19 protein-coding genes are annotated in these 21,159 nt (G+C 66.7%); 2 read left to right on the forward strand and 17 right to left on the reverse strand.

Annotated elements, in window-relative coordinates; all coding sequences use genetic code 11:
• Positions 1-3: 3 nt before the first annotated feature.
• The 16 genes from RUU78_RS01415 to RUU78_RS01490 form a co-directional block, all read right to left on the reverse strand.
• Complete coding sequence (locus tag RUU78_RS01415) at positions 4-558, reverse strand: DsbE family thiol:disulfide interchange protein (protein WP_313912926.1); 555 nt, start codon at positions 556-558, stop codon at positions 4-6.
• Positions 558-2,537 (reverse strand): heme lyase CcmF/NrfE family subunit, encoded by a 1,980-nt coding sequence (locus RUU78_RS01420; RefSeq protein WP_313912927.1) that lies wholly within the window; start codon positions 2,535-2,537, stop codon positions 558-560. The genes RUU78_RS01415 and RUU78_RS01420 overlap by 1 nt, the downstream gene beginning before the upstream one ends.
• 105 nt (positions 2,538-2,642) lie before the next feature.
• Entirely contained in the window at positions 2,643-3,104 is a 462-nt protein-coding gene (gene ccmE / locus RUU78_RS01425) for a cytochrome c maturation protein CcmE (protein ID WP_313912929.1), read from the reverse strand.
• Positions 3,101-3,277, reverse strand: a complete 177-nt coding sequence (gene ccmD / locus RUU78_RS01430) for a heme exporter protein CcmD (protein ID WP_313912930.1) — start codon at positions 3,275-3,277, stop codon at positions 3,101-3,103. Before ccmD ends, ccmE begins: the two co-directional genes overlap by 4 nt.
• The gene (locus RUU78_RS01435; protein ID WP_313912932.1) at positions 3,274-4,029 is read right to left on the reverse strand and encodes a heme ABC transporter permease; all 756 of its coding nucleotides are present in this window, start codon (positions 4,027-4,029) and stop codon (positions 3,274-3,276) included. The genes ccmD and RUU78_RS01435 overlap by 4 nt, the downstream gene beginning before the upstream one ends.
• A 43-nt stretch (positions 4,030-4,072) precedes the next feature.
• A complete protein-coding gene (gene ccmB, locus RUU78_RS01440; RefSeq protein ID WP_313912934.1) occupies positions 4,073-4,756 on the reverse strand; it encodes a heme exporter protein CcmB in 684 nt (227 codons plus the stop codon).
• Positions 4,753-5,415 carry a cytochrome c biogenesis heme-transporting ATPase CcmA gene (gene ccmA, locus RUU78_RS01445; RefSeq protein ID WP_313912936.1) on the reverse strand — a complete coding sequence of 221 codons (663 nt, stop codon included), beginning with the start codon at positions 5,413-5,415 and terminating at the stop codon, positions 4,753-4,755. The genes ccmB and ccmA overlap by 4 nt, the downstream gene beginning before the upstream one ends.
• Positions 5,416-5,502: 87 nt before the next feature.
• Positions 5,503-8,409 (reverse strand): serine/threonine-protein kinase, encoded by a 2,907-nt coding sequence (locus RUU78_RS01450; protein WP_313912938.1) that lies wholly within the window; start codon positions 8,407-8,409, stop codon positions 5,503-5,505.
• Positions 8,406-8,972 carry an ECF-type sigma factor gene (locus tag RUU78_RS01455; protein WP_313912939.1) on the reverse strand — a complete coding sequence of 189 codons (567 nt, stop codon included), beginning with the start codon at positions 8,970-8,972 and terminating at the stop codon, positions 8,406-8,408. The genes RUU78_RS01450 and RUU78_RS01455 overlap by 4 nt, the downstream gene beginning before the upstream one ends.
• 104 nt (positions 8,973-9,076) lie before the next feature.
• Positions 9,077-9,541: a DUF3293 domain-containing protein gene (locus RUU78_RS01460; protein WP_313912941.1), complete on the reverse strand. Its 465-nt coding sequence runs from the start codon at positions 9,539-9,541 to the stop codon at positions 9,077-9,079.
• On the reverse strand, positions 9,542-10,966 hold the full coding sequence (locus tag RUU78_RS01465) for an NAD(P)/FAD-dependent oxidoreductase (protein ID WP_313912944.1): 1,425 nt from the start codon (positions 10,964-10,966) through the stop codon (positions 9,542-9,544). It lies immediately after the preceding gene.
• 31 nt (positions 10,967-10,997) lie between these two features.
• Positions 10,998-12,059: a hypothetical protein gene (locus RUU78_RS01470; RefSeq protein WP_313912946.1), complete on the reverse strand. Its 1,062-nt coding sequence runs from the start codon at positions 12,057-12,059 to the stop codon at positions 10,998-11,000.
• 127 nt (positions 12,060-12,186) lie between these two features.
• On the reverse strand, positions 12,187-13,467 hold the full coding sequence (kynU, locus tag RUU78_RS01475; protein WP_313912948.1) for a kynureninase: 1,281 nt from the start codon (positions 13,465-13,467) through the stop codon (positions 12,187-12,189).
• A 7-nt stretch (positions 13,468-13,474) separates the two neighbouring features.
• Positions 13,475-14,008 carry a hypothetical protein gene (locus RUU78_RS01480; protein WP_313912949.1) on the reverse strand — a complete coding sequence of 178 codons (534 nt, stop codon included), beginning with the start codon at positions 14,006-14,008 and terminating at the stop codon, positions 13,475-13,477.
• 27 nt (positions 14,009-14,035) lie between these two features.
• Positions 14,036-15,043, reverse strand: a complete 1,008-nt coding sequence (locus RUU78_RS01485) for an amidohydrolase family protein (protein ID WP_313912951.1) — start codon at positions 15,041-15,043, stop codon at positions 14,036-14,038.
• A gap of 95 nt (positions 15,044-15,138) precedes the next feature.
• The gene (locus tag RUU78_RS01490; RefSeq protein WP_313912954.1) at positions 15,139-15,660 is read right to left on the reverse strand and encodes a 3-hydroxyanthranilate 3,4-dioxygenase; all 522 of its coding nucleotides are present in this window, start codon (positions 15,658-15,660) and stop codon (positions 15,139-15,141) included.
• Positions 15,661-15,900: 240 nt separating this feature from the next.
• Between RUU78_RS01490 and RUU78_RS01495 the strand changes: the two genes are divergently transcribed.
• Positions 15,901-16,506 carry a hypothetical protein gene (locus tag RUU78_RS01495; RefSeq protein ID WP_313912956.1) on the forward strand — a complete coding sequence of 202 codons (606 nt, stop codon included), beginning with the start codon at positions 15,901-15,903 and terminating at the stop codon, positions 16,504-16,506.
• Positions 16,469-20,206 (forward strand): RHS repeat-associated core domain-containing protein, encoded by a 3,738-nt coding sequence (locus RUU78_RS01500; RefSeq protein ID WP_313912958.1) that lies wholly within the window; start codon positions 16,469-16,471, stop codon positions 20,204-20,206. Before RUU78_RS01495 ends, RUU78_RS01500 begins: the two co-directional genes overlap by 38 nt.
• Before the next feature lie 84 nt (positions 20,207-20,290).
• Here RUU78_RS01500 and RUU78_RS01505 read toward each other — a convergent pair whose 3' ends face one another.
• Positions 20,291-20,614 carry a hypothetical protein gene (locus tag RUU78_RS01505; protein ID WP_313912960.1) on the reverse strand — a complete coding sequence of 108 codons (324 nt, stop codon included), beginning with the start codon at positions 20,612-20,614 and terminating at the stop codon, positions 20,291-20,293.
• Positions 20,615-21,159: the final 545 nt, after the last annotated feature.

Here is a 21,159-nt window from a genome sequence, read left to right on the forward strand (position 1 = left end):
GGCTCATTTCGCTGCGCTCCCCGCGCCGGGGCGCAATGCGGCAATGGCGGGTTTGAGCTGTTTTTCAACATACTCCGGTGTCAGCGCGCCGATACGCTTGAGCCGGATCATGCCGTCGGCGTCGACGAGAAAGGTTTCCGGCGCGCCGTAGACGCCGAAGTCGATCGCGGTGCGGCCGACCGTGTCCGCGACGATGACATCGTAGGGATTGCCGAAGCGCGCGAGCCATGCCGTCGCATCGGCCGGATCGTCTTTCCAGTTGTAGCCGATCAGCGGCAGGTCGAGTTGTTTCGCATAGCGCACCAGCACCGGATGCTCGTCCACGCAGGTCGGGCACCAGCTGCCGAAGACGTTGAGCAGATACGGCTTGCCCTTGAGGTCTTCGCTGCCGAACTGGCGCGTTTCCTGATTGAGCACCGGCAGCGAGAAGGCCGGCGCGGCCTTGCCGATCAGCGGCGACGGCACCTCGCGCTGGTCGTGCTTCATGTTCCAGCGCAGGCCGAAACCGAGCAGGGCGACGAGCAGGATGAAGGCGAGCAGCGGAAGCAGGCGTGCCATCAGGCGTGTGCCTCCGTGACTGCGGCTGGCGCCGGTGGAGGTGTCGGCTGCGCATCGCGCGACAGGGCCAGGCTGCGGAAGCGTCGGTCGGCCGCGGCGATGAAACCGCCGAGCATCATCAGCAGCGCACCGAGCCAGATCCAGCGTATGAAGGGCTTGACGTAGACGCGGATCGACCACGCGCCATCGCTGCCGACCGGTTCGCCGAGCGCGACGTAGATGTCCCGCGTGAAACCCGGGTCGATCGCCGACTCGGTCTGCACCTGGCCGCGCAGATAGCGCCGCTTCTGTGGCACCAGCGTGGCCAGCGTCGTACCGTCGCGGCTGACCACGACGGTGCCGGCATCGGCTTCGTAGTTCGGCCCCTGCGCATGACGCGCGCCGTCGAAGCGGAAATCGTAGGCGCCGATGTGCACGCTCTCGCCGGGTGCGAAGCGCAGATCGCGCTCGATACCGGTGGACTCGGTCAAGAGCACGCCCGCGACGAACACGCCGACACCGAAGTGCGCGCAGATCATGCCCATCATCTCGGGCGTGAAGCGGCGTCCCGGCGGCGCATGGCGCCAGCGCGACAGCGCGTACAGCATGATGCCGATGCCGACCCAAAGTCCCAGCCCCACGCCGGCGACCGCCTTGAACGGCAGGCCGCCGACCAGCAGCCAGGCCAGCGCCGCGGCAAGCAGCGCAACCGTCAGCGCCGGCAGCAGCGAACGCAGCACGGCACCGAGATCGGCCTGGCGCCATTTCAGGAACGGCCCGAACGGCAGCAGCAGCACGACCGGCGCCATCAGCAGCGCAAACATGAAGCCGAAATACGGTGGTCCGACCGAGATGCGGCCCGCATCGAGCGCTTCGCCGAGCAGCGGGAACAGCGTTCCGAGCAACACCATCAGCGCAGCGATCGAAAACAGCAGATTGTTGATCAGCAACAGCGTGTCGCGACTCACCCCGGCGAACGGTTCGCCGCCGGCGACCTTCGGTGCGCGCAGCGCGTAGATCACCAGCGAGCCGCCGACCACGATGACCAGAAAGGCCAGCACGAACAGGCCGCGCTGCGGATCGCTCGCGAACGAATGCACCGAGGTCAGCACGCCCGAGCGCACGAGGAAGGTGCCCAGCAGCGACAGCGAGAACGCGGCGATCGCAAGCAGCAGCGTCCAGGCGCGGAACGAGCCGCGCTTTTCCGTGACCGCCTGCGAGTGGATCAGCGCGGTACCGACGAGCCAGGGCATGAACGACGCGTTCTCGACCGGATCCCAGAACCACCAGCCGCCCCAGCCGAGTTCGTAATAGGCCCACCACGAACCCAGCGCGATGCCGAGCGTCAGGAAGGCCCAGGCGACATTGGTCCACGGGCGCGCCCAGCGCACCCAGGCCACGTCGAGCGCGCCGCCGAGCAGTGCAGCGATGGCGAACGCGAAGGCGACCGAGAAACCGACATAGCCCATGTAGAGCATCGGCGGATGCACGATGAGGCCGAAGTCCTGCAGCAGCGGATTGAGATCGTTGCCGTCGGCCAGCGCCGGCACGTGGCGCAGGAACGGGTTCGACGTCAGCAGCGTGAACAGCAGGAAGCCCAGGCTCACGAATCCGAGCACACCGAGCACGCGTGCCATGAACACATCGGGCAGGCGCCGGCTGAACGCCGCGACCGCAACGGTCCACACGTTGAGGATCAGTATCCACAACACCAGCGAGCCTTCGTGCGCGCCCCAGACGGCGGAGAAACGGTAGTACCACGGCAATGCGGCGTTGGAATTCTGCGCCACGTAGGCGACCGAGAAATCCTGATCGACAAAGGCGACCGTCAGCAGCGCGAATGCGATCGCGACGAAGACCGCCTGGCCCGCGGCGGCGGGGCGCGCCGTCGCGATCAGTGCCGCGTTGTTGCGCCAGGCGCCGACCAGCGGGAGCGCGGTCTGCACCAGAGCCAGCAGCAGGGCGAGGATCAGGGCGAATTGGCCGAGTTCAGGCAGCATGGCGGTGGCGGCGGCTCCGTGGGTGCCGTCGCGAGCGGGCTCGCGGCGGCGGTTCTGCGTAGGGGAAATCGAGAGGGTTACATCGATGGAGCGTGAGCGGAGCAGCTACTGCGCCCTGGGTTTGCTTTCCGGTACATCGTGCTTCTTGTGCGCGTTGGCCATCGCTTCGGCGACGTCGCGCGGCACGTAGTTCTCGTCGTGTTTGGCCAGCACCTCGCTCGCGACGAAGCGGCCGTTCTCCATTCTGCCGGTTGCGATCACCGACTGCTTCTCGCGGAACAGATCGGGCAGGATGCCGGTGTATTCCACCGCCATGTCCGCATCGCCGTCGGTGACGGTGAAGCCGGTCCTGAGCGAATCCCCGGCGCGCTGGATCGAGCCGGCCTTGACCATGCCGCCGAGGCGGAAGCGCGCATCCGCCGGCACCTTGCCGGCAAGCACTTCGACCGGCGTGTGCAGGTACGTGATGTTCTGCTGCAGCGCGAACACGGTCAGCGTCGCGGCGACGCCGACGGCGCCGAGGATCAGCGAGATCACGACGAGGCGGCGTTTGCGGGTCGGGTTCATACGGATTCCTCGTTGCGTTTCTGCGCCCGTCGCACGCGGGCGCGCAATTCGCGCAGCACGCGGCGGCGCTTGATCAGCGGGGCAACGGCGTCGAGCGCGAGTACGCCGATGAAGATGGCCATCGCGCTCCAGACATAGCTGCCGTAGCCGCCCATGTGGAAGAACTCGCTCATGCGCGCTCCCCGCTCAGCGCGACCTGTCGAGCCCAGTCCTTGCCGGCTTCCAGTTCCAGGAGATCGACGCGCGCGCGCGACAGCAGGCTTGCGGCGAACAGGAACTTGGTTGCGAGCGCCATGATCAGCAGCGGCCAGAGCATGCGTCCGTCGATCAGTGAGGGACCGAACAGCTTCACGGTCGAGCCCTGGTGCAGGGTGTTCCACCACTTGACCGAGAAATGCACGATCGGCAGGTTGACGATGCCGATCAGGGCGAGGAACGCGGCGGCGCGCGACGCCTGACGGCGGTCTTCGATGGCGTGGTACAGGCCGATCACGCCGAGATAGAGAAACAACAGTACGAGTTCGGAGGTCAGGCGCGCGTCCCAGGTCCACCAGGTACCCCACATCGGCTTGCCCCAGATCGAGCCGGTGGCCAGGCAGATCGCGGTGAACGCAGCGCCGATCGGCGCCGCGGCCATGGCCAGCGTTTCCGACAGCTTGATGCGCCAGACCAGCGCGACGAAACCGTTCGCGGCCATGAACGCGTAGATGAACATGCTCATCCAGGCGCTGGGCACATGCACGTAGATGATGCGGAACGCGTCGCTCTGCTGGTAGTCCGCCGGCGCCAGCACGAGTCCGCCGTACAGGCCCGCGACGAGGCCGATCAGGGCCAGGCCCCACAGCCACGGCAGCAGGCGGCCGGCAAACCGGTAGAAATACGGCGGCGAGCCTAATTTGTGGAACCAGAGCAGGAGTGGATTCATGGATTCGTAGACAAAAGGTCGTGCCGTCGACGCGCCATCGCCGTCAGCTCAGCGAAATCCGCAGTGCTGCGGCGCAGGCCAGAGGCGCCAGCACGAGGGCCAGCGCCAGGGCCGCGCCGAGCCACAACAACGGCGCCAGGACGGGCAAACCCTGTTGCGCCGCATTGCAGGCGCCGGCGGCGAAGATCAGCACCGGCACATACAAGGGCAGCACCAACAGCGCCAAGAGCATACCAGAGCGACGCATGCCGACCGTCAGCGCCACGCAGACTGCGCCGATCAGGCTCAGCAACGGCGTGGAAAGGGCCAGCGCCGCCATCAGCACGGGCAGCACGTCGCGTGGCAGGTAGAGCAGTTCGCCAAGCACCGGCGCCGCGACGATCAGCGGCAGCGCCGTGGTCAGCCAGTGCACGAGGATCTTGCAGGCCAGCAGCAGCGGCAGCGGATGCGGCGACAGGACCAGTTGCTCTAGCGAGCCGTCCTCGAGGTCCGAACGGAACAGCGCGTCGAGCGACAGCAGGCCGGCCAGCAGCAGCGCGACGAGTACAGTGCCGGCGGAGATGCGCGCGAGCACCGCAGCCTCGGGGCCGAGCGCGAACGGAAACAGCATCACGACCATGACCGCGAACAGCACCGGGTTCAGCGCGTCGCCGCGGCGGCGCCAGACCAGGCTGAAGTCGCGCACGAGCAGGGCGCGGCAGGCGGAAGCGCTGCTGCCGTAGCTCATGCGCATTCCTCGGCCACGGTGTCGCGCAGGTCGATGCGGCGTGGCGTGCCCGAGGTGTAGGCATAAGCGCCGTGCGAGGTGATCAGTGCCGCGCCGCCGCGCAGCGCATGCAGTTCGAGCAGGCGGTTGACGAGCGCGATGCCTTCGCGATCGAGGTTGGCATACGGCTCGTCGAGCAGCCACAGTGCCGCCGGCACGAGAAGCAGCCGCGCCAGTGCCACGCGCTTCTTCTGCCCGGCGGACAGCTGGCGTAGCGGCACGTCCTCGTAGCCTTCCAGGCCGACGCTCTTGAGCGCCTGATGCGGCGTGATGCCGGGACGCAGTCCGCCGAGCCCGATCGCGAAGCGCAGATTTTGCAAAGGGGACAAATCCCCTTTGATGCCGAGCAGGTGACCGAGCAGCGAGACCTGATGCGACAGCCGCGCCAGCGTCAGCGGTTCGCCGTTGAGCAGCACCGCGCCGGCGCTGGGCTCGAGCAGGCCGGACAGCACCTTGAGCAGCGTCGTCTTGCCGCTGCCGTTGTCGCCTTCCATGAGCACGACGTCGCCGGCGTGAAGGCGGAAGCTCAACGGGCCGAAGATGGGCTCGTCGTTGCGCAGATAGGCCAGCCCGCGCGCCTGGAGCAGCGGCGGTGCCTCGTGGGGAATCGGGGAATTCATGCGGGCGCCATCCTAACCGCGTGCGCAGGCGCTTGCCATCGGCCGTGGCATTGCGCCGCATGCGGCGCGCGCCGAACCGCCGGCGCGTCAGCGCGCCGCGGTACGAAGATAGGTCTGAATCTGGCGCAGGACTTCGGGATCGGGATTGGTCCATTCGGGCAGCAGGGACTCGGCTTGGGTCTGTGCGGCCCGGACCTGCGCCGGTTGTCCCTGTGCCTGCGCCGCCGCGGCGACGATGGCCCAGGCCAGCGCGCGTGGCCCGGCGCTGCCGGCGCCGACCTCAGCGCCGCCGTCGATGACCCGGCGGGCCAGTTGCCCGGCCGCGGCCGGCTCGCCCAGCGCCAGTGCGGCGCGCGCCTGACCGAGCAGCGCCGCGGCGTAGCGCAGGTCCTTGCGCGCGTCCAGCTTTTCAAGCGCGGCCATGGTGATGCGGTAATTCTCGCGCGCGGCAGCCTCATGGCCGTTGATGAGCTGCGCTGCGGCCAGGCTCTGGCGCATGGCTGCGTTGTCGCGGCTCTCGGCCAGGAGCTTGTCGGCAATGGCCACGCCTTCGGCCGCGAGCGCTTCGGCCTCGGCGCCGTTGCCGCGGCGGCGCTGCAGCTGGCTCAGGCCGTTGAGGCTCGACATCACGAGCGGGTGCATGTTACCGACGTTGGCGCGGTGGCGCGCGAGCGCCGCACGCAGCAGCGGTTCGGCTTCGTCGAAGCGCTCCAGCCGGGTCAGGCCAACGCCGAGATTGCTCTGGATGGTCAGGCCCTGCGCCGAGTCGAGCAGATGGTTCTCCTCGAAGATACCGCGCGCTTCGGTCAGCAGATCCACCATGCGACCGAAATCCTGCCGCGACATTGCCAGCGTCGCGAGCGAATTGAGTGTCGACGCGATGTTGGGATGCCGCGGTCCGAGCGACTCGCGCTGGATTGCGAGGGCCTCGTCCAGCGCGGCGGCGCATTCGTCGATTCGCCCCTGCTGGCGCAGCGTGATGCCCAGTATCTGCAGGCTTTCGCCAACCGCGGCATGCCGCGGGCCGAAGCGCTTGCGGCGAATGTCGAGCGCGATGCGCAGTTCGCGTTCCGCATCCGCGCTGCGCTGGCGGTCGACCAGCATGGTGGCGTAGTCGTTGCGCACTTCGGCGACCTGGGAATGTTCGGGCCCGAACACACGTTCGGCGCGCGTGATCGCATCGCGGAACGCGGCGTCGGCATCGTCGTAGCGGGCCACGCGACTCAGCAGCAGCGCTTCGATATGACGGTCGCGCGCCTGTTCGGTCACGCCGGCCTGGCCGAGTCCCGCGCTCAGCGCCGCGGCCGCCTGGATGGCCTGCAGGCCTTCGGCGAAGCGGCCCTGGCGATCGTTCACCAGCGCGCGTTCGGCGAGCAGGACGGCGCGGCGGGCCGGATCGCTCGCGGTCTTTTCCGCTTCGTCGATCAGTGCCAGCGCCTCGGTGAACTCGGCGCGTTCGCGGTGGGTGCGCGCAAGCTCAACGGCATTGTCAACAATGCGATCTTTGTCGTCCTGGGCGAGGAAGCCCACGCGCGCGCTCGTGAGCAGCGTGGCGGCCTGGTCGAACTGGCCGAGCTGGCGGTAGAGCGTGCCTAGCGTCTGGCGCATCTGTGCCTGCAGTGCGGGTTGGCCGGCCAGCTCCTGGTCGATACGCGCGACACCCTGGTCGAGCAGTTCGCGCGCGGTGATGCGTGCGCCGGTGGCGGCATCGGGCGCGGAGGCGTCGAAAACGCCGGTCAGGAAGCGCTGTGCGGCCTGTGCGAGTTCGGCTTCGCGCGCGGCGCGGCGCGCCTGCGACAGGGCCAGCGCGCTTCCGGCGAAGATCGCGAGCAGGGCCAGCAGCAGTGCTGCCGAGGCGATGCGGTGGCGCGCGACGTAGCGTTTCAGGCGGTACCAGCCGCTGTCACGACGCGCGAGGATCGGCGCGCCGCGCAGATAGCGACGCACGTCGTCGGCCAGGGCCTGCGCGGTCACGTAGCGGCGTGCCTGATCGGTGTTGGTCGCGCGCGCGACAATGATGCCGAGGTCGCCGCGCAGCTGGCGCGGCGCCACCCCGCCGCTGGCGGCCGCGGCCGCATTGCTCAGGCGGTCGCTCGGCGCGCCGGCCTGCGCGGCCGGGTTGTCGTGGAAGCGCGCGCCGCTGAGCAGTTCGAACAGCAGCACGCCGAGTGCATAGACGTCGACAGCGGTGCCGACGTGTTCGCCGCGGACCTGTTCCGGCGCCGCATAGGCGCGGCTCATGAAGCGCGCACCGGTTTGCGTCTGCGCGCCGCCCTCGTCTTCCTCCAGCACCTTGGCTACGCCGAAATCGAGCAGGTGCGGCTGCCCGCTCGCATCGACGAGCACGTTGCCCGGCTTGAGATCGCGATGCACGACGAGCTGGCCATGGGCGTAGGCGACCGCCTCCGTCAGCCGCACGAACAGGTCCAGGCGCTGGGTCAGCGTGACGCGCGCTCCGGCGGCCCATTCGTTCAGGCTCACGCCGGCGACGTATTCCATGACAAACCAGGGCTGTCCCGCTTCGCTGACGCCGCCGTCGAGCAGGCGCGCGATCTGCGGATGCTGCAGTTGCGCGAGGATGCGCCGTTCGCGGCGGAAGCGCGCGAGGATCTCGCCGGAGTCCATACCGCGCTTGATCCATTTCAGCGCACCCTGCTGCACGTAGCCGTCGCCGTCACGTACGGCGAGGAACACGGCGCCCATACCACCGCGGCCGAGGGTGCGCTGGATGGTCCAGCCACCGACCCGGGTACCGGTCGCGAGTTCATCGTCGGCTTCGCCAGCCAGCCGCTCGGCCATGCTGCCGGCGCCGGCATCGAGCAGGTGCGGCGCGGATTCCGCGGCCAGCAGCTGTCGCAGCAGCGCGAGCAGTGTCGGATCGCCGCTGGACTGGGCTTCGGCGAACTCGTCCCGTTGCGCCGGTTCGAGTTCCAGTGCCTCGCGCAACAGCGCGAAGGCGCGGCGCTTGCGTGTCAGGCTGTCCTCGCCGCTCATGGACGTGAAGGCGCCGGCGTCATTTCCGCGGCCAGCAGCGCGCGTGCGGCCTGCCAGTCGCGCATCACGGTGCGCACGGTCAGGCCCTCGAGTTCGGCGACCTCGGGAAACGCGAGACCGCCGAAGAAATGCAGCTGCACGACGCGGGCGGCGCGCTCGTCGATCTGCTCCAGCGTCGTAAGTGCCTGGTCGAGCGCCAGCACGTCGACCGCGTCACTGGGGTTTTCGGGCAGCGCGTCGTCGAGCGTGACCATTATCGCGCCGCCGCCGCGCTTGTCGGCCTGCACGCGCCGCGCGTGGTCGACCATCACCTGGCGCATTGCGCGCGCCGCCAGCGCCATGAAATGCTGCCGGCTCGTCGTGCTGAGCTGGCTGGCCGCGGCGAGCTTGAGATAGGTCTCGTTGACCAGCGCCGTCGTCGACAGGGTCATCGCCGCATTGCCGCGCAGCTGGTAGCGCGCGCACTGGCGTAACTCGTCATAGAGCAGGGTGAACAGGCGGTCCTGGGCAGCGCTTTCGCCGCGACTGGACGCGGCGAGCAGGGCGGTGACGTCGTCGTGCATAAGAGCTATCCGGGGAATTCGGCGGGAACTGTGCGAGTGGTACGGTAGACGCGTCAATGCAGCAGTAAGGCCGGACGGCAAATACACGCGTGCATGAAGGGCTGTCAGCGCGCGACGATCACCGTCGTGGCATCGGCGAGCGCTGCCCACTCTGCGCCGTAGAGTCGCAGTTGCGCCGCCGCGTTTCTGTGCACCAGCACGATCGCATTCTGTGAATGGCGCCACGCGAGCGCGTCGATCACGTCGAGGTTCACGCCGGCGACTAGCAGCGACGGTTCGCGCCAGGGCTGGCCCGGTATGCGCCCGACGCCGGGTCGCCAGCGCGCGCCATGCTGCTGCAGTTGGCGCAGCAGTTCGCGTTGTGCGCGGCGGTTGCAGTCGGCCGGTTGCACCGTCGAGCGCGGGTTGTACGCGGTGATGAAGGCGCACAGCGGCGCATCGACCAGCCAGGCGGCGACGGCGGCGGGCAGTGGTTCGCCGATGCGCAGCGTGTCGCGCGCGCCACCCTGCACGCGCCGCACCTCGAAATGGCAGTCACGGTAGGCCTGTACCAGCGCTACGCGGTCCACCTAGTGCGCGGGCAGCGGTGCGAGCGCGGCGACCGCGGCGTCTGCCGCGGCAAGGTCGATCTCGCCCAGCGAAGCCTTGCCACGCACGAGTTCGCGCAGCAGCTGCGCCTGCTGTTCGCCGCGCGTGCGCGCGAACGCATACGGCAGGCGCGTAAACGTGACGATGGAATAGCGCGGCAGATAGCGTTGCGGATGGCGCGCGGCGAGCACGCGTTCGAGTTCGCGCATCAGCAGGTATTCCGGATCGTCGACGCGGTCGCGCATCTCGACGTAGTTGTCCAGCGCCATCGCCGCGATCGCGTCGCTGTTGGGCTTGCGCCGGCGCTGGAACTCGGCGAACACGTCGGCCGTGTCGCCGCGATCAGTGGCGAGCAGGTCGGCCAGTTCAACCGCGTCCTCGAAACCACAGTTCATGCCCTGGCCGTGGAACGGCACGATCGCATGCGCCGCGTCGCCGAGCAGCAGTGCGCGGCCGTCGAGGTGCCAGCGCTCCAGATACAGCGTGGCGAGCAGGCCGGTCGGATTGCGCGTGAAATCGTCGAGATAGTCCGGCATCAGCGGCACGGCATCGGCGAAGTCGCGCGCGAAGAAGGCCTGCACCGCCTCGCGCGTATCCAGCGTGGAGAAGGCGGGGCCGTCGTTGATCGGCGTGCCTGGCAGGAACAGCGTCACCGTAAAGCTGCCCTCGGCGTTGGGTAGCGCGATGCACATGTAGTTGCCGCGGGGCCAGATATGCAGCGCGTTGGGATCCATCGCGAAACCTTCGCCGCGTGCCTTGGCCTCGCGCAGCGCCGGCGTCAGCGCCGCGTCGGGCAACTGTTGCAGCGGTGGTATCTCCAGTTCCTTGTAGCCATGGCCCAGCGAATCCAGGCGCTCGCCGAGATCCGTCGTCGCCTGCATCGCCTGGCGCAGCGCGGAACCCGCGCCGTCGGTGCCGAGCAGCACGCCCGCGTCGTGCCAGCGCACGCAGCCGTCGCGATCGTCGTGCAGTTGCAGGCGCGAGCCAGTCCAGTCGATCTGCTCCAGCCGCTGGCCGAAATGGATCGTCGCGCCGGCCTTTTGGGCGGCCGTCAGCAAGGTGCAGTTGAGCTGGCCGCGGCTGACCGACCAGATGACTTCCGAATCGTCGCGGCCGTAGCGCTGCAGTTGGGTGTTGCCGGCCGCGTCGTGGATCCTGCGGCCGCGCATCATCACGGCGATCGGCGCAATGGCGTCGGTAAGGCCCGCGACGCGCAGTCCGTGCCAGCCGCGCTCGGCCAGCGCGAGATTGATCGAGCGGCCGCCGAGAAAACCATGCACGCGCGGATCGGGGCGGCGTTCGAATACCGTGACGCGAAAGCCGCGCTGCGCGAGCAAGGTCGCGAGCAAGGCGCCGACCAGGCCGGCGCCGATCAGGGTGATGTCGCGGGAAGCGGGCAAGGGCATGGACTTCTACACGAATAGGATTTCGCAGTTTCTACGTCTGCACCGATCGGTTCAACCGGAAATTGGATTCTTCCCCCCGACACAGTATTACCAGTCGCGCTCCGGTTAGTCCCCAGAGCGGAACGAACAGACAGATCGCTATCGTTCCTGTTGCCTGGCCAACATGGCGCAATAACCAGCCGATCTGCTGCGCTCGCTGCAGATCGGCGCCGGCAGCGATAGAGGAATCTATCTGCGGCTGCAGGAAGACGGAAAACACATTATGCGCGACCATCGGAAATACGAATGGCGTGAGTAGCGCGACGATCACGATGCCACTGACATACCAGGCGCCCAGCATCCGGCGTCCCAGCAGCAAGGACCAAGGCAGTTGGCCGAGAAGAAGAACGGATGCCGCCATCAGCCCCAGCATCCCCTGCAGCGCAAGGAAGACCAGCTCGAGCGTGATCTCGAAGGCCGGCGGCAGCTCATCCAGGTGGCCCGAAATGGCCAGTTGGATACCAGTCGTAGCCGTCATCATGAGCAGTGCTATCAGGAAGCGTCGCCATCCTGGCCATTGCGGCAGCCACCAGCGCACGCCACTGTTGTCCCGCGTGTTACGCGGCGAGTAGAAGCTCAGCATCAGGAGCAGCGCCAGCAGTTCCGTGTAGACAAGCAAAGCCAGTAGCACATCGGACCCCGACCGAGCATGCATCACGCTCAGCATTGCGGCGGGAAGGACCAGCGTGATCGTGACCGGCCATGAGGCAGTGAGCGCGCGCGACGCGCGACGCAGGCTGGCGCCGACGAAGTGATCGGCATCCAGGTGGCTCCAGTGCACGAGCAGTCCGGCCATTGTGCCGCCAGCAGTGAGCAGTGCGACGGCCAGCCCTCCGTACAACCATGGCCATCCGGCCGCGAGCAACGACGGCAGCCCCACGCGTTGAACGCGCGTCCGCGCGTCGTTCGTGGTGTCGACAAGTTCAAGCACGTCGCTCGCCGCAAGGTCGAGGAGAACCACGCAGATCAGCAGGCTCAGACCTATCAACAAGCCGAGCACGGCGCCGACGAACGCATGCGAGCGCGGCGAAGAGGGCACGAACGTGGCAGTCATCAAATATCTCTCGCCGGTTGGTTAAAGCCCGCCGGTCAGGACGTCGGCATGATCGGCGGTGACGCGCCGTCGCCGATTGCCCCTGCGCATGCGACCGCTGGCTCACGCAGCTACCGGTATCGCCTTGCTACTGCCATCTCGCGACCGCCTCGACGAAGCGCGCCGCATCCTCGAAGCGGTTGTACAGCGCCGTCGGCGCGACGCGGATCACGTCGGGTTCGCGCCAGTCGCCGACGATGCCGCGTCCGGCCAGGTGTTCGAACAACTGCCGGCCCGCATCACGGGGTCCCTTCACGCGCAGGCTCAGCTGGCTGCCGCGGCGCTGCGGTTCGGCCGGCGTGAGGACGTCGAGCAGCTGCGGCACTTCGCGTTCGATGAGCCAGGCGAGATAAGCCGTCAAGGCCAGCGACTTCTCGCGCAGTCGCGCGATGCCGGCGCGATCGAAGATCTCCAGCGAGACGCGCAGCGGCGCGAGCGCGAGGATCGGCGGATTGGACAGCTGCCAGCCATCGGCACCGGGCGTGGGGCGGAATTCCGGCCCCATCTGAAAGCGCGTGGCCTGGTCATGGCCCCACCAGCCGGCGAAGCGTGGGCGCTGCTCGCTGTGCGCGTGGCGTTCGTGCACGAAGCAGCCGGCGACCGCGCCAGGTCCGGAATTGACGTACTTGTAGTGACACCAGACCGCGAAGTCGCAGCCGCTGTCGTGCAGATCCACCGGTACGTTGCCGACCGCGTGGGCCAGGTCGAAGCCGACCGTGCAACCTTTCGCGTGTGCCAGCCGCGTGATCGCCTTGAGGTCGAACACCTGGCCGGTCAGATACTGCACGCCGGGCAGCAGCACGAGCGCAATCCGCTCGCCGTCGCGCTCGAGCGCCTGTGCGATGGCATCGAGCGAGATCGTGCCGTTGGCCTCATCGCCATCGAGTTCGATCAGCGCCTGCGCCGGATCCAGACCGTGAAAGCGCACCTGCGACTCCAGCGCGTAGCGGTCCGACGGAAACGCGCGCTTTTCCAGCAGGATCGCGCCGCGCTGCGCCGTCGGCCGATAGAAGCTGACCATCATCAGGTGCAGGTTCGCGCTCAGCGAATTCATCGCGACGACTTCGGACGGTAGCGCGCCGACGAGTCCGGCCAGATGCTCGCGAACGAGGCGGTGATACGGCATCCACGGATTCTTGCCGCGGAAGTGCGCTTCGACGGCGAGCGCGCTCCAGTCGTCCAGTTCGTCGGCCAGCGCCTGGCGCGTCGCGCGCGGCATGAGCCCGAGCGAATTGCCGCACAGGTAGATCTGCTCGCCGGTATCGTGCGGCGGAATGCAGAACTCACCGCGAAACGCGGCCAGCGGATCGGCGCGGTCGCGCGCCTGGGCCCAGGCCAGGCCGGTCTGGAATTCCAGCGAATCGCTCATCGACGGCTCACTTCTGCAGCGACGCGGCGATCTGGTCGCAGCCCTGGTCGAACGCAGCGACCCAGGCCGGTGCGGTGCCCTTGAGGACCGGATGCACGCAGCGCAGTTGCACCGCGATGCCATTCTTGTAGAAATAGCTTTCGCGATATTTATAGCGCGTCTTCTGGTTCAGTCCGCTGTAGCGCAGGCTGCTGCCGTCGGCCCCGGTTTCGCTTTCATAGCCCGGTGTCTGTCGGGCCTTGTCCAGCGCCTGACCCACGAAGGCCTGGAACGCCTGCGCATCGTCGAGCTTGCGCGTGGTCACACTGACGCGTGTCGCCTCGCCGGTGCCATCGTCGGCCGGGTCCTTGACCTGGAACGCGACGACCTGCGGACTGCCTTCGCTCATCTGCATGATCACGGGCCAGTCGGCCGGCGCGCTGAACGCGATCGCGCCATCGTTGAGGGTGTAATCGGCGGCCGCCGCCGTGGCGGAAAATGCGGCCAGGAGCACGGCGGTGAAGGCGTTGGTGAGCAGGGTGGAAAACGGGTGGGCAGTCATCGGGCCTCCGGAGCCAAGGATCAACGGTCAGGAAAAACGTGTGGCCGGGAGACCCAGCCACTGCAGTGCGGTGCCGTGGTAGATCCGCGCGGCGGATTCGTCGTCGAGCTTCAGCGCGGCGATGCCGCTGCCGGGTTCCTGCTCGCCGAGCGGGAACGGATAGTCGGTGCCGAGCATGACGCGGTCGATGCCGGCCACGTCGACGAGATAGCGCAGCGCTTGCGGGTCGTGCACGCAGGAGTCGAAGAACAGGCGCTCGAAGTAGTCGCGCGGGCTGCGCGCGTTGTCAGTCGCGACGAGATCCGGACGCATGCGGAAACCGTGCTCGATGCGGCCAATGGTGTACGGGAACGAGCCGCCGCCGTGGGCCAGGCAGACACGCAGTTCGGGCAGGCGCTCGAGCACGCCGCCGAGGATCAGGCAGCAGGCTGCGCGCGACTGCTCGGCCGGCATGCCGACCAGCCAGGGCAGCCAGTATTTCGGCATCGATTCGCGGCCCATCATGTCCCAGGGATGCACGAGGATCGCCGCGCCGAGGTCGGCCGCGGCCTCAAAGAACGGAAACAGTTCGGGCGCGTCGAGATTCCAGTTTTCCACATGCGAGCCGATCTGCACGCCCGACAGGCCCAACTGCTCGACGCAGCGCTGCATCTCCTGGATCGCGAGCGTCGGTGATTGCAGCGGTACCGTGCCGATGCCGGCATAGTGGCGCGGGAATTCGCGGCACAGCGAGGCGGTGTGGTCGTTCAGGTGCTGATGCAGTTCCAGCGCCTGATTGGCCTTGGCCCAGTACGAGAACAGCACCGGCACGGTCGAGATCACCTGCACCTGCACGCCGAATCGGGCGTAGTCGTCGATGCGCTGCTGCGGATCCCAGGTGTTGGACCAGATCTCGCGAAAGAACTTGCCATCCTTGTAGATGCGGTGGCGGTCGTCGGTATGAACGATGACCGGAAAGCGGTCGTCGCCGTATTTTTCGGCGAGGTTCGGCCAGTCGCGCGGCAGGATGTGAGCGTGGGTATCGATCTTGAGCATGGTCATCGAGTGTAAGGCACAGGTGCGGAGGCGGTGATGCCGGTCAGGGGCCGCTGAATACGATAAGGCGAGTTCTCGCTTAGAACTTCCCGGCCTCAGCCGTAGCGCGCGGGCGCCGGGTTGACGTGGCCGCAGCCCTTGCAGGTGCGCGCCTCGGCCGAGCCGTAGAACCGGTCGAAGACCGGCGGGAAATCCGTCTCGACGCTGCCGAGCGCGAAGAATTCCTCGTAGAGTTTGTTGTTGCAGCGCTCGCAGAACCAGAGCAGGCCGTCCTGCTCGCCGGGCAGACGCTTGCGCTCGACGACGAGACCGATCGAGTCGGCCATGCGCTGCGGCGAGTGCGGCACGAGCGGCGGGAGATAGAAGACTTCGCCAGCCTGGATCGGGATGTCGCGCGGCTGTCCGTCTTCCTGGATGCGCAGGATCATCTCGCCTTCGATCTGATAGAAGAATTCCGGGCCTTCGTCGACGTGGTAGTCGGTGCGCTGGTTGGGTCCGCCGACGACCATGATGATGAAATCGCCGTCGTAGATGCATTTGTTCGCGACCGGCGGCTTGAGCAGGTGGCGGTTGTCCTCGATCCAGCGCTGGAAGTTCAGGGGCGGTGCAAGCGGCATGGGCGATCTCCGGCGAGGCGACAGCGCAGTGTAGCGTGTGTCGGTGGCCGGCCGGCGCGGCCGGGTCCGCGGTCGCGCGTCCTGCGGCGGATTTGGCGAAGCCCTCCGGCGAATGTCGCGGGACGCGGCACGCTGGCCGATTTCCCGGGTCGGCATATCCTCTGGACGATCCGCCGGGCAGCTCCGATCATACGTCCGCGCGCCGCCGGACTGGCGTAACCCCAATGCCAGGATTTCACCATGCCTAATCGGTTTTCGTGCCGTTCGCTGTGCCTGTTGGCTGTTCTGCTGTGCGCCAGCACCGGCGTTCCGGCGGCCGATTATCCCGCCGACAGCGGCTGGAACATATTCTGGGGCGCGTTCGTCGACGAACTCGTCGGTGCGCCCGGCGCCGCCGCGCTCAAGCCGCTCGGGCGATTCGAGGAGGCCGGCATCGCGTTCGACTATCCGGCTGTGTTACGCGTCAACCACGACGCCGAGGACGGGCAGTGGCGTCTCTGGCGTGGTGATTTCGAACTCGAGGTTCGCACCGGCACGTACAGCGCAGAGCACGCTCGCACGCTCATGGACATGATGGGCAGCGTGCTGCATGGCGGCGACGAACCCGCCGCGCCGCCCGAGGCCGCGCCGGTGCTGCGCCTGTGCGATCGCGACGTCGCCGGCCTGCGACTGCGCCTGACCTTCGTCGGCGACGCGCACGAGTTCCTCGCCTACGATCTGCCGCTGGCCAACGGCGAATCGCGCCTGTTCCTGTTCGACGACATCCTGCATGACGGCAAGCCCTCGGCGACGCGCGAGGCCACGCTCGATGCATGGCGCAGCAGCCTGCGGTGCACCGTGTCGTGAGCGGCGATTATCCTCGGGACACGTCCCTCGTCGTGCGCGCCTGGTCTACGACGGCGACGGCCGGCTCGTCGCACTGAACCGCTACGGCCAGAGCCAGCAGTTCCTCTACAACGAAGCCGCTCATCTTGGCGTGACCGCGAGCGTGCGCGGCTCGTGGCTCACCGGCATCCTCGACGAGGACCTGCGCCGCTACGCGACCTATGCCTATGACGACTGGGGCCGCGCGACGGCGAGCTGGCATGGCGCCGATGCGGGGCGCGTCGACGTGAGCTATCCGCTGCGGCCCGACGGCGGCCAGGACGACAGCCGCGCGATCGTGCGCACGGCCGCGCTGCGCGAGAGCACGTATACCTTTGCCGCCGGTCATCCGTACCGCGTGCCGGCGAGCATCAGCGATCAGGCCGGAACGGTCGCCTTCGAATACCACCCCGTGCATCACCGCCTGAGTGCACGCACCGACAAGCGCGGCGTGCGCACCGAGATCGAGTACAACGCCGACGGCAGTCATGAGATCGCGCGCACCGAGGCCAAGGGACGGTCCGAGCAGCGCCGGCGCGAGCGCGACTGGGACTACGCGATCGGACGGATCACGGCCGAACGTCTGTATGCCGATCCGCCCGGCGGCCCGCGCACGCTGCTGCGCGACCGCCGCTTCCGTTACGCGCCCGGTTCGACGCAGCTGATCGGCACGGACCTCGTCGATCCCGCCGACGGCCGCCACCGCACGACCGGCTATGTCTATTGCAGCACCGCCGATGTCGCGAATCCCAGTACCGGCTGCGCGTCCGCCGGCCAGCTCAGCCGCATCGACGGCCCGCGCAGCGACATCGCCGATGCCACGCAGTACCGCTACCACACCCTCACGCTGCTCAGCGGCTGCGGCACGCCCGGCGGCGCCTGCCGGCGCAAGGGCGACCTGCGCAGCGTCACGAACGCGCTGGGCCAGGTCACCGAAATCCTCGCCTACGATCGCGCCGGGCGGCCGGCACGCGTGCGCGACCCGAACGGCACGCTGACCGACTACACCTATCACGCGCGCGGCTGGCTGCTCACGCGCAGCGTGCGCGCGAACGCCGACGGCACAGCGTCAGCCAATGATGCGGTCACAATTCTGGAATACGACCACAGTGGCAACGTGACCAAGGTCATCGCACCCGACAACGGTGCGGCGCTGAGCTACACCTATGACAGCGCGCACCGCGTCATCGCCGTGAGCGACGCGCTGGGCAATCGCATCGCCTATACCCTGACCCCGGACGGCGACCGCCGCGTCGAGGAACGGCTCACCAGCCGTGGCGAGAACCTGTGGCAGCTCGAGCGCGAATTCGACGAGCTAGATCGCCTGGTGCGCCAGCTCGACGCGTTCAATCGTCCGGTGGTCCGCTTCGAGCTCGACGATGCCGCCGAGGGCATCCTCAACGGCTACGACGCGAACGGCAATCCGCGCCGCAGCATCGACGGCCGCGAGGTGCAGACCGAGCAGCGCTATGACGGCCTCAATCGCCTCGTCGAAAGCCTGCAGGATTTCGGGGGCACCGGCACCACCGCCAACGCGCTTACGCAGCTGCGCTACGACGCGGCCGACCGGCTGACCGGCGTCACCGATCCCGACGGCGTGCCGACCACCTACGTACACGACCGCCTCGGCGACCTGCGCGAAGAACTCAGCCGCGACGTCGGCAACCGCAGTTTCCTCTACGACCTGGCCGGCAACCGGCTCAGCGAGACCGACGCGCGCGGCATCACCGCAACCCACGTCTACGATGCGCTGAACCGGCGCGTCGATACCTTCTATCCCGACGCCAACCGCCGCGTGCGCCGCGACTACGACCTGCCGGACGGCCAGACCGACTGCGGGAACTCATTCCCCGTCGGTCGCCTGAGCCGCGTCACCGACGCCAGCGGTTCGACCACGTACTGTTACGACCGCCGCGGCAATGTCGTGCGCAAGCGCGTGCTCGGGCCGGGCGAGGTCTGGAGCAGCGGGCTGGGTTACGAGCTGGCCTATGCCTACGATCGCGCCGACCTGCTGAAGAGCATCATCTACCCGCACGGCGCGGTCGTGACCTACCTGCGCGACGCGAGCCGCCGCGTCACCGGCGTGAACTGGCAGCCCGCCGCCGGCGGCGCGGTCACGACGCTGGTCAGCCAGGCCGCCTACTACCCGTTCGGTCCACTCAAGGACCTGACCTTCGGCAATACCCGCCAGCTGACCAAGCGCTACGACCGCAACTTCGCGATCGACCAGATCGAAAGCACCTTGCCCGGCGGCCTGCTGCTCGACTTCGATGCCGACGTGCTCGGCAACATTACCCAGATCGCGACCGCACTCGGCGGCGCGCCGCAGCGCCGCTACGGCTACGACCCGCTGAACCGCCTCACGCAGATGCGCGATGCTGCCGATCTGCCGCTGGAAACCTTCACTTACTCACCCACCGGCGACCGCACCAGCAAGCAGATTACCGCCCAGTCGCTGCAGCCCTACAGCTACGCCAGCGGCACGCATCGTCTGGCCAGCATCGCCGGCACGTCGCGCAGCTACGACGCCAACGGCAACACCACGCAAGGCCTCGGCATCTCGGCCTATCCGCTGGTCTACGACGACACCAATCGTCTGACCACGATCACGAAAGACGGCCAGGGCGCGGCGCAGGACTACCGCTATGCCTACAACGGCCTGGGCCAGCGTACCCAGAAGGCCCTGCCGGGTGCGGCGATCGACACGGTCTACGACGAAGCCGGCCTTCGCCTCATGGACCTCAACTGGACCTCGACCTGCGGCGGCGGCGATACGAGCCGCGGCACCGACGGCACTGAAACACCCAACAGCTGCGGCCGCATCAGCCAGCTACGCACCGAATACATCTACCTCGACGGCCTGCCCATCGCGATCGCCCGCTACGTCGCGCCCAGCACGACCGCACAGCTGAGCTATCTCGAAACCGACCACCTCGGCACGCCACGCGTGGCTGTCGATGCGAACACCCAGGCGGTGCAGTGGCGCTGGGACCTGCTGCAGACGGCGTTCGGGGATCATGCGCCGGCGGTGCTGGCGCCGGGGTTTGAACTCAACATGCGCTACCCGGGGCAGCACTTTGATGTGGAGTCGGGGTTGCATTACAACTACTTCAGAGAATATGAGGCGAAGACAGGGCGGTACATTCAAAGTGACCCGATTGGGTTAGTAGGCGGCCCTGCCATATACAACTACGCCGACGCACAGCCTCTCAGCGTATATGACAGCCTTGGTCTGGATGGATCGAGCGCATGGCTGAGCGCGACGATATGGATCGGAAACGAAAACTATGGCTATCCAGATCCGCACTCGGAGGCGCGCGGTCGAATCAGATCTCTACTGGGCGGCCGATTTTCTTACAAGTGCAATCTGTTTGTGTACGACATGTTGACGGGTGGTGGTGATCCGCCCGGCAGAATCGACGGCAGACCTCCGTCGGCTTCCGAGTGGGCGGACAAGCAGGTAAAAATACCCGGATACTACATTTTGCCGACGCCGATACTCCCAAAGCCTGGTGACGTGATTGCAAGCAACGGTCATGTAGGGATATACGCGCCATTGGAAGATGGTAGTCACGGAACAGTGTCAGCGAGCACAAATGAAAATATCGTTGTACACAACGACTGGGGGTTCCGCTCAGGTGATACACCAACTATCCGAAGGTGCGAATGTGACAAGCCCTAATGTGAAGAATAGGCGGGCAGAGGCTATCGCGATATTTTCACTCGCGTCATTCGCGACTCATAAAGTATTTCCGTATCTTGCGCGTCACACCGAAATTGGCGGCGGCAGCCAGTCAGAAGTCGTCGGCTGGCTTCTAAATGATGCGTCGGTCATCGTCATGTTTTTTTTTGTGGCCCTTGCGTTGGCAATGAACTGGAGCGCCGTACCAAAACTGAGTCGAGTTGGCTTGGCTGCTAGCGCATCGGTACTGGCTATTGGCGTTTCTGGGCTGATTTTCCCTTTCGAGGGCGCGTGGATCGACGAAGTCTTTGGCAGTGCTTCAATGGATTCAATTTTTTCAACCTCTACCGTTGTTCGAACATTTATGCTCTTGGGTGCCTTGCTTTCGCCCAGGGTAACGCTCGCCATGCAGCGTGCTGCTGGCAGGAATCCACTCAGATGAATTGCGCCAGATTGAGATGAAAATCAAAAAACTTAATATATTTATGGTATTAATATAAATACTTTCAAATCTTTATTATTTGGCTACAAAAAGTCAGCTACGGGACGTAGCCAATAGGCCGGGCCAGCTTCCTTGGTGATGAATATGCGTGCCGCTAATTTCGACGACGACAGATTTTCGTTCGTTCGCTTCCAACGCGCACCTATCGACAGCGACTTCCACGAGTTCAAACCATGAAATCTGGAAATTCGGGCCTCAGATCCGTCTGGAGACTCTGCACATTTGCGGCCGTGATATTGGCGTCGGTCGTTGCGACATGCCTACTCTGGCGAACGCAACTGGCGTCGCGGCCTGTCAATGTCGGCACGGATATTGTCCGATGGGGTTTAGGCGCGGCCGTGTGCGCAATCGTTCTGTCGCTACCTATGCTAGCGACGATACGGCGGCGGAGCGCGATAGGCTATCTGCTCGTCTCCGTCGCGGCGATTGGTGTGATCACCTATCTCTACGT

The sequence above is a fragment of the Tahibacter sp. genome, from assembly GCF_032229445.1.
In the GTDB taxonomy this organism is placed as follows: Bacteria; Pseudomonadota; Gammaproteobacteria; order Xanthomonadales; family Rhodanobacteraceae; genus Tahibacter.